Origin of the sequence: Micromonospora sp. C31 (genome assembly GCF_018070575.1) — a bacterium.
Classification (GTDB): domain Bacteria; phylum Actinomycetota; class Actinomycetes; order Mycobacteriales; family Micromonosporaceae; genus Micromonospora.
In genome coordinates this window covers 95,804-108,514 of the sequence record NZ_JAGPXN010000011.1, presented here as the reverse complement: position 1 = coordinate 108,514, position 12,711 = coordinate 95,804, and the positions used below count along the sequence as shown (strand labels likewise).

General features: G+C 71.6%; 10 protein-coding genes and 1 pseudogene. 8 read left to right on the top strand and 3 right to left on the bottom strand.

Annotated features, from left to right (window positions below):
* Nucleotide 1 precedes the first annotated feature (1 nt).
* The 4 genes and pseudogenes from KBX06_RS16580 to KBX06_RS28480 all read left to right on the top strand — a co-directional run.
* Entirely contained in the window at nucleotides 2–1,102 is a 1,101-nt protein-coding gene (locus tag KBX06_RS16580; RefSeq protein WP_210835766.1) for an iron ABC transporter permease, read from the top strand.
* Nucleotides 1,099–1,878 (top strand): ABC transporter ATP-binding protein, encoded by a 780-nt coding sequence (locus KBX06_RS16575; RefSeq protein WP_210835764.1) that lies wholly within the window; start codon nucleotides 1,099–1,101, stop codon nucleotides 1,876–1,878. The genes KBX06_RS16580 and KBX06_RS16575 overlap by 4 nt, the downstream gene beginning before the upstream one ends.
* A 252-nt stretch (nucleotides 1,879–2,130) precedes the next feature.
* The gene (locus KBX06_RS16570) at nucleotides 2,131–2,706 is read left to right on the top strand and encodes a sigma-70 family RNA polymerase sigma factor (RefSeq protein ID WP_210835762.1); all 576 of its coding nucleotides are present in this window, start codon (nucleotides 2,131–2,133) and stop codon (nucleotides 2,704–2,706) included.
* A 534-nt stretch (nucleotides 2,707–3,240) separates the two neighbouring features.
* Nucleotides 3,241–3,924, top strand: a pseudogene (locus KBX06_RS28480) (sensor histidine kinase); the annotation flags it as partial.
* Between the two features lie 411 nt (nucleotides 3,925–4,335).
* On the opposite strand, the gene KBX06_RS16565 reads toward KBX06_RS28480, so the two are convergent.
* The 3 genes from KBX06_RS16565 to KBX06_RS16555 all read right to left on the bottom strand — a co-directional run bounded on the left by KBX06_RS16565 (nucleotide 4,336) and on the right by KBX06_RS16555 (nucleotide 8,888).
* Nucleotides 4,336–4,941 carry a DNA-binding response regulator gene (locus KBX06_RS16565; RefSeq protein WP_210835760.1) on the bottom strand — a complete coding sequence of 202 codons (606 nt, stop codon included), beginning with the start codon at nucleotides 4,939–4,941 and terminating at the stop codon, nucleotides 4,336–4,338.
* A 128-nt stretch (nucleotides 4,942–5,069) separates the two neighbouring features.
* Nucleotides 5,070–6,542, bottom strand: coding sequence for a SagB family peptide dehydrogenase (locus KBX06_RS16560; protein ID WP_210835758.1), 1,473 nt, complete (start codon nucleotides 6,540–6,542; stop codon nucleotides 5,070–5,072).
* A gap of 45 nt (nucleotides 6,543–6,587) precedes the next feature.
* Nucleotides 6,588–8,888, bottom strand: coding sequence for a TOMM precursor leader peptide-binding protein (locus KBX06_RS16555; RefSeq protein WP_210835756.1), 2,301 nt, complete (start codon nucleotides 8,886–8,888; stop codon nucleotides 6,588–6,590).
* A 293-nt stretch (nucleotides 8,889–9,181) separates the two neighbouring features.
* On the opposite strand from KBX06_RS16555, the gene KBX06_RS16550 reads away from it, so the two are divergent.
* The 4 genes from KBX06_RS16550 to KBX06_RS16535 are packed head-to-tail and all read left to right on the top strand — an operon-like array spanning nucleotide 9,182 to nucleotide 12,682.
* Nucleotides 9,182–10,207, top strand: coding sequence for an AfsR/SARP family transcriptional regulator (locus KBX06_RS16550; protein ID WP_210835754.1), 1,026 nt, complete (start codon nucleotides 9,182–9,184; stop codon nucleotides 10,205–10,207).
* 55 nt (nucleotides 10,208–10,262) lie between these two features.
* Complete coding sequence (locus tag KBX06_RS16545) at nucleotides 10,263–10,835, top strand: FcoT family thioesterase (protein WP_210835752.1); 573 nt, start codon at nucleotides 10,263–10,265, stop codon at nucleotides 10,833–10,835.
* A 36-nt stretch (nucleotides 10,836–10,871) separates the two neighbouring features.
* Complete coding sequence (locus tag KBX06_RS16540) at nucleotides 10,872–12,440, top strand: fatty acid--CoA ligase (RefSeq protein ID WP_307854654.1); 1,569 nt, start codon at nucleotides 10,872–10,874, stop codon at nucleotides 12,438–12,440.
* 5 nt (nucleotides 12,441–12,445) lie between these two features.
* Nucleotides 12,446–12,682, top strand: a complete 237-nt coding sequence (locus KBX06_RS16535) for a hypothetical protein (RefSeq protein ID WP_210835746.1) — start codon at nucleotides 12,446–12,448, stop codon at nucleotides 12,680–12,682.
* Nucleotides 12,683–12,711 lie beyond the last annotated feature (29 nt).

Sequence of the window (12,711 nt, the reverse complement as noted above, 5' to 3'; positions counted from 1 at the left end):
CATGACCACCATGTCGCGTTCCACGAACGGTCGGGTGTCGGCCGGGTCGAAGCGCACCGCCGCCCGGCCGGCCCCACTGCACGGCGCACCGCTGCCGCTGTGCCTGCTCGTGCTCGGCGTACTGCTGGTCGGTCTGGTCCTCGTCGCGGCGGCCGTCGGGTCGGTGCAGGTCTCCGTCGGTGACACCGGCCGGATCGTCTGGGCGCACCTGACCGGGGTGACCCCCGCGGTGGACCCGGCGCACGACCAGATCGTCTGGACCTTCCGGATCCCCCGGGTGCTGCTGGCGGCGCTGTGCGGCGCCGGGCTCGCGGTCGCGGGCGTCGTGTTGCAGGCGCTCGTGGCCAACCCGCTCGCCGACCCCTTCATCCTCGGGGTGTCGGCGGGCGGTTCGGTCGGCGCCGTCACCGTGATGGCGCTGGGCGCGGGCACGCTCGGCGGACTCGGCGTCTCGGGGGCGGCGTTCCTCGGCGCGATGCTCGCGGTGGCGCTGGTGTTCACCCTCGGCCAGCAGCGCGGCCGGATCAACCCGGTCCGCCTCGTGCTCGCGGGCGTCGCGATCAGCTACGTCTTCACGTCGATCACCAGCCTGCTGCAGTTGCAGACGACGCCGAACAACATGCGCCAGATCATGTTCTGGCTGCTCGGCAGCGTCGCGGGCGCCCGCTGGGAGCAACTCCACGTCGCGGGCGTGGTCGTCCTGGCGGCGACCCTGCTGCTGACCATGTACGCCCGGCAGTTCAACGCGCTCGTCACCGGCGACGAGTCGGCGACCGCCCTCGGGATCGACGTCAAGCGACTGCGGCTCGTGGCGATCGTCCTGACGTCGCTGGTCGCGGGCGTGCTCATCGCCGTGGCCGGCGGCATCGGCTTCGTCGGGTTGATGGTGCCGCACCTGGTGCGGCTCGCGTTCGGCGTGGACCATCGCCGGGTCCTGCCCCTCGCGGCGCTCGTCGGCGCGGTCTACCTCGTGGTCGTCGACCTGCTGTGCCGGACGGTCGACCCGCCGAACGAACTGCCCCTCAACATCCTGACCGCCCTCTTCGGTGCACCGTTCTTCATCTGGCTGATGCGCCGGGATAGGAGCATGTCCCACTCATGAAGCTTCAGGTGCAGCAGGTGTGTGTCTCCATCGGCGTCACGCCGATCCTCCGCGACGTCAGCATGGAGGTCGCGCCCGGTGAGGTCGTCGGCCTGATCGGCCCCAACGGCAGCGGCAAGTCCACGCTCCTGCGGACGATCTACCGGTCGGTCCGCCCGAGCGGCGGCCAGGTGCTGCTCGGCGGCGAGGACGTCTGGTCTCTGTCGGCGCGGGCGGCCGCGCGGCGGACCGCCGCGGTGTTGCAGAACAGCCCGACGCCCCCCGGGTTGACCGTGCAGGAGGTCGCCGCGCTGGGGCGGACGCCGCACAAGGGGGTGTTCGACCGCGAGAGCGCCGAGGACCACCAGATCGTCTCGGACGCGTTGACGCGTACCGGGATGCTGGAGCACGCAGACCGGATGTACGGCTCGCTGTCCGGGGGCGAGAAGCAGCGGGTGCTGCTCGCCAGGGCACTCGCCCAGCAGCCGCAGCTCCTGGTGCTCGACGAGCCGACCAACCACCTGGACATCCGGGCCCGGTTCGAGCTGTTGGAACTGGTGCACACGCTGGGCGTCACGACGCTGGCGGTGCTGCACGACCTGGACCTGGCGGTGCGCAGCTGCGACCGCCTCGTCGTGCTGGACCGTGGGGAGGTGGTCGCGGTGGGGCCGGTGCTGGACGCGCTCACGCCCCAGGTGCTGTCCGGGGTCTTCGGGGTCACCGCCGAGACGGAGCGCCACGACGACGGGGTGGTCCGCGTCACGTACGGTGCCCGCCCGCTGGCCAGGGCCGGCTGACTCGGGGTGCGGCGGACGTGTCCGCCGGACGGTGGGAGCGGCCCGGGAGCGGGGTCGTCGGCGGGCGGGCGTCCGACGGCGGCCCCGCCGCCGTGTCCGGCGCGCCCGTGCCGACGTCGCGCCGCGCGGTCCCCGGGCTGCGAAGCCGGCTGGCCGGACGGTTCCAACGAATTCTGGTTTCCGGTGGAGAGGTTGACTGGACTGCCACTGGAAGCCGTTCCTCCCCGTATTCCGTACCGATAACGTGAATCTATGTCGGAATCACTGGGGGAAAGCGCGGTAGCGACTCTGGTCCTGGCCGTCGGGCGGGGCGACCGCTCCGCCGCGGACCCGCTCGTGCGCGGCACGCAGCGTGACATCCGGCGCTTCCTGGTCTACCTGGTGGGGCACGCCGACGCCGAGGACCTGACGCAGGAGACGTTCGTCCGCGCGCTGAGCAGCGCGCACCGGTTCACCGGTCCCCACCACGCGCGGGCCTGGCTGCTGGCCATCGCCCGGCACGTGGCCGCCGACCACTTCCGCGCCGCCGCGTGCCGGCCGCGGATCGCTGCCGACCAGGACTGGCAGGCCAGTGCGGAGCGCTCGGGGGCCCACCACCTGCCCGACCTGGACGACATGGTCGCGCTCAACCTCGCGGTGCGCACGCTGCCCACGGCCCGCCGCGCCGCGTTCGTGCTGACCCAGGTGGTCGGCCTCGGGTATGCGGAGGCGGCCGAACTCTGCGGTTGCCCCGTCGGCACGATCCGCTCCCGCGTCGCGCGGGCCCGCCGCGACCTGGCCGCGCTGCTGGCGCCGGCCCCGCGGCCGCGTCCGGCGCTGCCCCGGTAGTCCCGCCGGCGGCCTCCTCGGCCCCGCGTCAAATGTCCCTACTAGAGGATATGACGTGACGGCGGCAATTGTTCCGTAGCATCGATTAGGACCCTTTCGCGCTGCGGTCAGGGGCATACCGCTTGACGGCCATCATTTTTTTGTGGAAGGGTCGACCCTCAAGGGGGAAGGTGTCCGTAGGGGCACATCGCAATTCACGGTCGGGAATCTGTTCAAAACGTTTGCGTTGCGTAAGAACTTTGTGGGCTCGGCGCCGTGTCGGCGTCCGATCGACCACGGGCTCGCGCGCTCTGACGAGGACCATTCCCGCCGTCGGGTCGATACTGGGGAGAGAGTCGTGGTTGTTGGACCGACGCCCGCTGGCGGGCATCGCGGTCGGCGGGGGGCCGGCCGAACCGGGTGCGGGGCGGGTTGGCCGCTGGGCGTACGCCGGCTGCGATAGAGCACACGAGCGCTGCTGCCGTGAACCTCACCGTCACACCAGGGCGCTCATCATCGCCGGGGGGCGCGCCGCTACCGGCGCCGCGTCTCGCGATGGGCGTCGTCACCGCCGTCTTCGCAAGCATCAGTCTCATCGGCTTCCTCCACGTCATGTTCCTGCCGGTCGGGCCGGTCGCCATCGCCCTGTCGTTCACGTGCATCGCCGCCCTGATGGCGATGCAGTTGCTGTGGTACGGCCGGGACAACGGACGCCTCCGGTCGCCGCTGGGCTACGGCGTCCTCGCCGCCCAGGCGGTGCTGGTCTACCTGCCGATCCTGATCTTCGGTCAGGCGTGGGTCGGCATGCCGGGCTTCCTGGCCGGCAGCGTGCTGCTCGTGCTGCGGGCGATCCCGGCCTGGACGGCCTTCTCCCTCATCGTGCTGTCGATGGCGCTGGCCCAGTGGCTGTTCACAGGTGCGCCGATCGACATGCTCTACACCGCGATCTCCACCGTGACGACGGGACTCGTGGTGTACGGGCTGTCCCGGCTGACCACACTCGTCGTCGAGGTGCAGGAGAGCCGCGCGGAGATCGCGCGCATGGCGGTGCTGCGCGAGCGGCTGCGGTTCGCCCGTGACCTGCACGACCTGCTCGGCTACAGCCTGTCCGCGATCTCGCTCAAGATCGAGCTCGTGCACCGGCTGATGGAGAAGTCCCCGCAGGAGGCGAGCGACCACCTGCTGGAGATCCTGGAGATATCCCGGGTCGCGCTCGCCGACGCGCGGACCGTCGCCAGTGGCTACCGCGAGCTGTCGCTCGAGGAGGAGTGCCGCTCCGCCTTGTCCGTGCTCTCCGCCGCGGACATCCAGGCGCGGCTGGACAGCGACCACCTCGACCTGCCGGTCCAGGTGAGCACGGTGCTCGCCACGGTGCTCCGCGAGGGGGTGACCAACATCCTGCGGCACAGCAAGGCCAAGCGGTGCGACATCACCATCCGCCAGACGCAGGACGACGCCTGGATCGAGATCGTCAACGACGACCTGCCGGTCGGGCCGCCCAGAGATCCGAACAGCGGTCGCAACGGCCTGCGCAACCTGTCCGTACGCGCCCAGGAGATCGGCGGATCGCTGACGGTCGAGCGGCAGCCGCACCGGTTCCGGCTCCGCGCCGAGGTGCCGCTGCGCCAGGAACGTCACCAGGCGTCCCGGTCACAGCCAGCCGGCCTCCCTGGCGAGCCGGATGGCGTCGACGCGGTTGCGGGCGGCGAGCTTGTTGACGATCGTGGTCAGGTAGTTGCGGACGGTCCCGACCGACAGGAACATCTGGGCCGCGATGTCGACCGCCTGTAGCCCCTCCGCGGTGAGGCGAAGGACCTCGGTCTCGCGGGCCGTGAGCGGGCACTCCGCGCTGTCCCAGGCGGACATCGCGAGCTGACTGTCGACGACCCGGCGGCCGGCGGCGACACTGCGGATCGCGTCGACCAGCTGCTCGGTCGGGGCGTCCTTGAGCAGGAAGCCGGTCGCCTTGGCGGACAGCGCCCGGCGGAGGGTGCCCGGGCGGCCGAGCGCGGTCAGGACCAGGGTGCGGATCTCCGGCAGGTGGGCCTGGATGTCGCCGATCGCGGAGAGCCCGTCCTTGCCCGGCAGGTCGATGTCGATAACCGCGACATCGGGCCGGAAGCGCTGTGCCATGGGCAGGATCTCCGTGCCCGAGGCGACCGCGGCGACGACCTCGATGTCCGGCTCGAGGTTGAGCAACGCGACCAGCGCATCTCGGACCATGTGCATGTCCTCGGCCAACAACACCTTGATCAACTTGGCATCCCCTGTCGGGCCGGCGCGATTAACCCCGTTCTATCACGCGCCGCACACCTGGCGAATGCTCTTTGCCACGCCTGCGCCCGGGCTGCGGCATACCATTTGTCAAAAGCTCATCGGCCCTTTCACATTCCGTGTACGCCTAGATACTCGTCGTTACAGGAAATGTCGTTTTCGGGTAGGCCGATGGCGAATTCGCCGACCCCGACCTCCGCCGGCCAGTCCAGCCCGAATGCCGAAGCGGAAACCCTGGCGTCGCCCATGGTGAGGGCGCACGTGGCGAGCCCGAGCATCGTGGCCACCAGGCAGAGCGTCTGCTGGAGCATGCCGACGTGTTTCAGCGTGGTGGCGTAGGAGATGCTGTCGTAGACCCAGGAGAGGCGTCCCGCCCGCGCCGTCATGGTGATCAGCACCGGCGGGCGCCGCCGTCCGCCGATGGACACCCGCGCGTTGTCGAGCACCTCGTCGACGTCGGCCGGGGTGGCGTTGACGAGCGTCAGCGCGTGCTCGGCCGGGCTGTAGTGGTAGATCCCGCGCCGCAGGTCGGGGCAGCGGTCCACCGTCAGGTACAGCTCCAGCTCGTACAGCGAACCCGCGCTGGGGTACGGGCGCTGCGTCACCGTGTACCGCACGTTGTCGGGGGCGGTGGCCGTGGCCTGCATCCGGACCCGCGCCGCGTGGAACAACAACTCCCCGAGTTCCCGGGTGGACGGCGCCGCGTCGGCGAACCTCCGGGAGGAGCGGCGGCCGTCGATGGCCTCGGTGAGGGTCATCCCGTGCGGAACCGGGGCGGGCGGGCGGTACATCGGGATCCGCGGCCCGTCGGGCGCCGGCTTGGCGGCGGCCGGCGGAGCCAGGGTCGCGACGTGCCGGAACGTCGCGCCGGCGGGCTCGTCGTGCGTGCCGAGCCTGCTGCGCGAGTGGAACAACAGGTCGTACGGCGACCACAGCAGCAGCGTGGGATCGGTGTCCTCGCGGAACACCGACGTGCCGTCCTCGCCGAGGACGACCATGCCCGCGCCGACCAGGTGGGCGACGACGTCGGCCACGACCGGAAGCGCCAGGTCGACCCTCCGCGCGACCTCGACGCTGGTGGTCGCGCGGGGGAGCGCGCCGAGCACCAGCGCCGCCTGCGGCCGGTGCAGCACCACCCGGTGGTGCGACAGCGGGGACTCGAGCACCAGCTCGCCGTCGCGCTGGTGCGCGAACGCGAACCGGGACAGCCGCATCGGTCGATCCTCGGCCACCTCCGGCAGCCCGAGCACCCCCAGCGGGGACACCGGCTGGACGGACAGCAGCGGCACCGGCGAGTCCCGCGAGCCGAGCGAGCGGACTATCCGGCCGGGCAGCCGGTCGAAGACCGACCGGAGGACCCGCTCGTCCAGCCCGGCGACGTTGCCGAGCGCGACCGGGCCGTAGGTCATCCGGTGCAGGACCTCCTCGACCGAGGGCGCGGGACGGCCCACCGGAACGTCACCCCAGCGGCTGAGGATCGTCAGACTCCCGTCCTCGGCCGTCTCGATGGTCACGTCGTCCCGGAAGGACCACAGCGACAGGCTCGGTCCGGGGCGGGACGCGTCGGCGTCGGATGGCAGCAACCTGGCTCCTCGGCGGGCGTGGCGGTGACGCCGCGTGCGCCCGCTCTACACGAAAAGGGGTATCGGGTTGAGGTTCTCGTACTCCGTGGGACGGTCGAGCCGGCCGAGCCGCACCGGGACGTCGAACAGCCGGCCCGGCGCGAACCTCGCCCAGAAACCGCGCATCCCCGGCACGATGGCCTTCACCACGGGGAGCCCGACGTCCGGACGGGTCTGGTCGAGCACGAGCACGTCGAGCCCCAGCGCCGCCAGCCTGTGCTGCACCGAGCGGACGTCCGACAGCAGGTCGTCCGTCGGGGTGTGGCGGTAGTCGGAGAGCCGGCGTGCCGGCACCCCCGGATCGGGCCGCAGGTAGGCGTCCCCGGCCCAGGTGGCGGTGCGCCACCACCGTACGGCGTCGGGATCGGACCAGCCGTACCTGTCGTCGTCGCCGCCGACCTCCGCCACGGTCGGCATCAACTGGTTCATCTCGGTGAGCGCGCGGACCAACGCCGCACGCGGGTCCGGGTGCGCACCGAAGCCGAACATGATGTCCTCGCACCGCTTGTCGGTGCGCCGGGACAGCGCGGCCATGGTGGGTATCCCGACGTCCGACGACACGTCGAGGACCCAGACCTCGCGGTGCAGGCCAGCGTAGACCTCGCGCAGCTCGTCGATCCAGCGGTCGCCGAAGCTGTCCAGGTCGACCGCGGGAGCCTGGGTGCGGTTGTACCACCAGAGGGCCACGGCGTCGCGTTCCACCACCTCCAGCAGGCCCTGGAGCAGCGCGTCCTCCAGGCTGCTGCCCGCGGCGTTGCCGTTGGAATCCGCGCACAGCGACGCGCCGCCGTACTGGTCCGGCACGTTGAAGTAGAGCATCGAGGTGGGCAGCAGGCGGTGTCGCTGCCCGGTGAGCGACCACACCGGGGTCCAACTCGTCACGGCCGCCTCGTCGAACGGCGCGCACACGTACTGGAACGGCGAGCAGGTGGCGTTCCAGCGGGCCCGGTCGGCGTACTGCCGCTCGTCGAACAGCAGGCACTCGTCGGGGTGGATCGCGGTCTCGGCCAGCTCCCGGTAGCTGCCGGTGACCCGGGCCTCGTCACCGTGGAAGTAGGCGCTGTGCCGCTCGATGGCCTCGCAGAGCGCGCTCACCTCGGCGTGCAGGGAGGTGACGCCCTTGCCGCCGTTCTCGGCCCGCAGCGCGAAGCGCATCTGCTCGGCGTTCCTGCGCGTCGTCATCGCCAGGTTGGGGCCCGAGCGGAACGAGTTGAGGAAGGCCGGGCCCCGCCCGTCGCGGGTGATCTCCTTGACCACGCCGCTGACCGGGCTCACCAGGTGCCCGTAGTCGTGCAGCACCCGCTCGGGGGGCAGGGCGCGGTGGCTGCCGCCGGAGCGGGACGCCTTCGGCCGGCTGCGCAGCGGCACCGGGCGGAAGGCCCGGTCGCGCTCGATGCCGGGATCCCCGCACCGGGGGCACTGCGGCCGTGCGCGCACCTCGTGGTGGGCACCACGCAGGGTCACGCTGTCCAACGTCCACACCGCGCGCTGCCCGTCGTGGCGGAGCCCGGCCGTCCACTTGGCGGCCTCCAGCGCCACCAGGTGCCCGGCGGCGGCGGCGAGTGGGGGGAGCGACACCGGCGGCGCGGTGACGTCCGCGCCCGGGCCGGCGACGGCGCGCAGGCGCGTCTCGGCCTGGCGGTGGCCGCGCAGCCGGTGCGCCAGGCAGTGCCAGCACGCCGTCGGGGCGGCGGGATCGAACACCGGCCCCACCCACACCTGTGCGCCGCCGGGCTTCGCGAGGAGCCAGGGCCGGCGCGCGGCGCGATGCGCGGCGTCGACGGCCGCCAGCCCCTCGTCGAGATAGTCCGCACAGAGCACAATCGATAAGTCGGCGGGAGAGGGTGAAAAGTTCCCGGAAACCTGCGTCACCGTCAGTCCGGCCGCGCGCAGCGCTTCGCCGGCCGCGTCGGCACCCGCCGGGAGGCCGACGCGGATCAGGTCCACCCGGGCGGCGGCCGTGGCCCGTACGGCGGCGATGGCGTCCATGCCCGCCGACTCCCAGTACGCGAGCGCCGGCTCCTCGGCCGGCTCCTCCGGCGCGGGCCGCAGCGTGACCAGGCCGGCGTCGACGAGCCGCCGCACGACCGTGCCGATCTGCGCGGGTGAGATCCCGGGGGGACTGTCGCGGACGAGTTCGGCGAGCCCACGGGTGCCGTCGAGCAGCGGCGCCAGGGCCTCGACGTGTGCGCCGCTGACCGAGGTGGCCCCGCGCTCGGACAGCAGGTAGACCGCGTCACCGCGTACCACGTGGGCCCTCAGGTGCCGTTTGAATCCGACCCGAAGCTGCGCGTCCTGAACCGACATGGCTGCCCCCTGCTCGACCAGCACCGCTCCAGCGGCGCTCCAGCGTGCCTCCAGCCCAGCCTTCCGGCGGCACAGGCTGCGGGGCAAGTGCGGCCGTCACGGCGTGGCCCCTCGTTTGGTCACGCCGGTCCATGACGCGGTCACTATCGGCTCGACCCTCGCTGGGAATAGCGTGGAAGCCTGTCCTGACTCCCCCTGATCGGAATCTCGCCCCCGTCGCGGAACCAGTACGTCGACACCACTCGTCGGCGGTGGAAGGCGCGGTGCATCCGATTGATAGCGAGGTCGGCGAAATGGTTACCAAGTTTGCGGAACTGGGATCGATGTCGCACGAGGAGAAACTGACACTCCTCGCCGCGTTGCTGGAGTCAGCGGCCGGCCCCGCACCGGACGTCGGGCGAGACCCGGAGCCGCCACCGGCCGTGCCGCCGCCGCGGCGGCCGGCGGAGAACCCGCTGGCCGGCGTACGGTTCGAGCTGCTCGGCCCGCTCGTGATCCGGCACGACGGGGTCGACATCGCACCCAGCGCGCCGAAGCTGCGGCTGGTCCTGTCCGCGTTGCTGTTCAACGCGAACCAGCCGGTCGGCGCGTCGGTGCTCGTGCGGGAACTGTGGAGCTCGGGAGCACCGCGCACCGCGCACGCCACCCTCCAGACGTACATGTTCAAGGTGCGCAAGCTCTTCCGCGGCGTGCTCGGCGGGTCCGTCGAGGACGTCGCGCGGGAGGTCCTGCTCACCTGTTCCGGGGGCTACACGCTGCGGGTGGACCCGGAGCAGCTCGACATCTTCGAGTTCGACGACCTGGTCACGGCGGGCACCGCGGCGATGCGCGTCGGTGACTACGAGCAGGCCGGCGCGCACCTGCGCCGGGCGCTGGCACTGTGGCGCGGCAACGTCGTGCACCAGGGCCAGTGGGGCCCGCAGTTGCGCGCCCAGGCGGCGCGGCTGGAGGAACGCCGGTTCTACGCGTACATGACCAGGATCGACGCCGACCTGTGCCTGGGTCGGCACCGGGAGGCGACCTCGGAGCTGGCGTCGCTCGTCGTGGAGCACCCGCTGCACGAGTCGGCGCACGCGATGCTGATGCTCGCGCTGCACCGGTCCGGCCGTACACCGGCGGCGCTGGAGGTCTACCTGCGGTTCCGGCGGCGGATGCTGGGTGAACTCGGCATCGAGCCCTCGGCACGGATCCAGGCCCTGCACCGGGCCCTGCTGTCGACCGAACCACTGCTCACCGACCTGTCGCTCACCTCCGACATGCTGCTGGACCGATTGGTCGGCCGGGCCCGCGCGGCCAGTTCTTGCGCTGTTACCGGTTGATGGACAAGCGCCGATTACGTTCGATTTCACACTCGTGCGCAGAGGAGGAATAGCGATGACGACATCGCCGGTCAGGAACAGCGCGCCGATCGGTCGGGCGACATTCGCCAACGACCCGGTACTGCTGGCGGACGTCCTGCGGCCGTACGCGAGGCCGAAGACCCAGTACCTGAAGTCCGCGACGGTCACCGCGGCCAACGGGCTGGCGAGCGCGGAGGGTGAGTTTGCCATCCCGTACCCGTGCTACATCGACGACACCGGTCACCTCAACTCGGTCGAGGTGAACATCTGCTTCAACCAGCTCATGTACTACCTGGTCGCCAAGTGCGTGCAGGACCGTGCGGTTCCCGCGCTGGCGGCGTGGACGATGGACGACTACTGGGAGAAGCAGCTCCCGGACATGCTCATCGCGAACTTCACCAGCAGGTTCCGGCGGCCGATCGACTCGTCGTCGTTCCACGGCGAGGTGGCCTTCGCGGAGTTCAGCGAGCGCAACCGCAGCAAGCCGGTCCAGATCATCGACATGCCCTGGCGTTTCTGGGACACCCAGGGCGGCGTCGCGGAGGGCGAGGTGCGGATGGCGCTGGTCAACCCGCCCGGCATGCGTCTCCAGGCCGACGCGGCGTGAGCCGCTCCCACCCGTACGTCCCCTGAGGAGGACCTGGTGACTGTTCAGTTGCGCACGCTCGTCGACGTGGCGCGCAGGCACGCGGCCCAGCAGCCGGACGTCGTCGCTCTGGTCTGTGCGGGTCGGCGCGTCGACTACGCCACCCTGCACCGCGTCAGCAACCAGGTCGCGCGCGGCCTCCAGACGGCGGGTCTGCGCCCCGGCGACCGGATCGCCTACCTGGGCAAGGAGTCCGAGCACTTCTACCACCTGCTCTTCGGTGCCGCGAAGACCGGCGTGGTGCTGGTGCCGATCAACTGGCGGCTGGCCGCCGGCGAGGTCGAGCACATCCTGCGCGACTCCGGCGCCGCCCTGCTGTTCGTCGACTCCGACTCGGCCTCCACCGCCGCGAAGCTGGCGCCGGAACTGCCGACGCTGAAGCAGGTGGTCGGGCTCGACGAGTCCGGTGCGGCCGGTGCGGGTTTCGCCGCCTGGGTGGCGCCGCAGCCGGACGCGGACGTGCTGGCCAGGGTCACCCCCGACACGCCGCTGGTGCAGATGTACACCAGCGGCACGACGGGGCTGCCGAAGGGGGTCGTCCTCGCGCACCGCAGCTTCTTCGCGGTACGCCAGGCGCTCGCCTCGGCGGAGCTGAACTGGATCGACTGGCGCGAGGGCGACGTCAGCCTCGTCGGCATGGCCGGCTTCCACATCGGCGGCCTGTGGTGGGCGACGCAGGGCTTCGTGTCGGGCGTGACCAACGTGGTGATGCGCGAGTTCACCACCGCCGGCGCGGTGGAACTGATCAGGACGCTGCGCGTCACCACCGCCTGCCTGGTGCCCGCGATGCTGCGGCTGCTGCTGGCCGAGCCCGGCGTCTCCCGGGAGGACTTCACCTCGCTCCGCAAGGTGGTCTACGGCGGCGCGCCCATCTCGGCCGCGCTGCTGGCCCGCTGCGTCGAGGGCTTCGGCTGCGAGTTCGCCCAGATCTACGGCCTGACCGAGACCGGCAACACCGCCATCTGCCTGCCCCCGGCCGACCACACGCCGGACAGCGGCAGGATGCAGGCGGCGGGACGGGCCTACCCGGGCTTCGAGGTCAAGGTCGCCGACGACAAGGGCAACCCGCTGCCGGCCGGCGAGGTCGGCGAGGTCTGGCTGCGTACGCCGGCGGCCATGGTGGAGTACTGGAACCTGCCGGAGGCCACCGCGAGGACGCTGGTCGACGGGTGGGTCGTGACCGGCGACGCGGGCGTGCTGGACGAGGACGGCTACCTGTTCATCCGCGACCGGATCAAGGACATGATCATCGTGGCGGGGGAGAACGTCTACCCGGCGGAGGTCGAGAACGTGATCGGCCGTCATCCGCTGGTCGCCGAGTCGGCGGTCGTCGGGGTGCCGGACGAGCGCTGGGGCGAGGCGGTGTACGCGTTCGTGGTGCCGGTGGAGGGTCAGCAGCTCACCGAGCGCGACCTGGCGTTGCACCTGCGCGGGCAGTTGGCCGCCTTCAAGCAGCCGTTGCACTACGAGTTCATCGACCGGGTGCCACGCAACCCCAGTGGGAAGATCCTGCGCCGCGAGCTGCGGGAGCGGTTCTGGCAGGGCCACGAGCGCAGGGTGAGCTGATCGCGATGACCGCGGTGATCGGCGAGCGGGACACCCGCGACCCGCTCGGCGACGCCGGCCCGCCGGAGCTGCGACCGAAGTGGGCGCCGAACGCGGTCGTCGGCTTCGGCCGCGCGCCGGACCTCGGCGTGGTCGACGAGGCCGTCCGCCCCGAGGGCACCCGGGCCCGTCTGGTCTCCGTCCTCCTCGACGCGACCGGCCCGGTCCGCCGGCGCGGCACGCACGGGAACATCCCGCTCTAGCACCCCGATTCCCCCCACCGGTCCGCCCC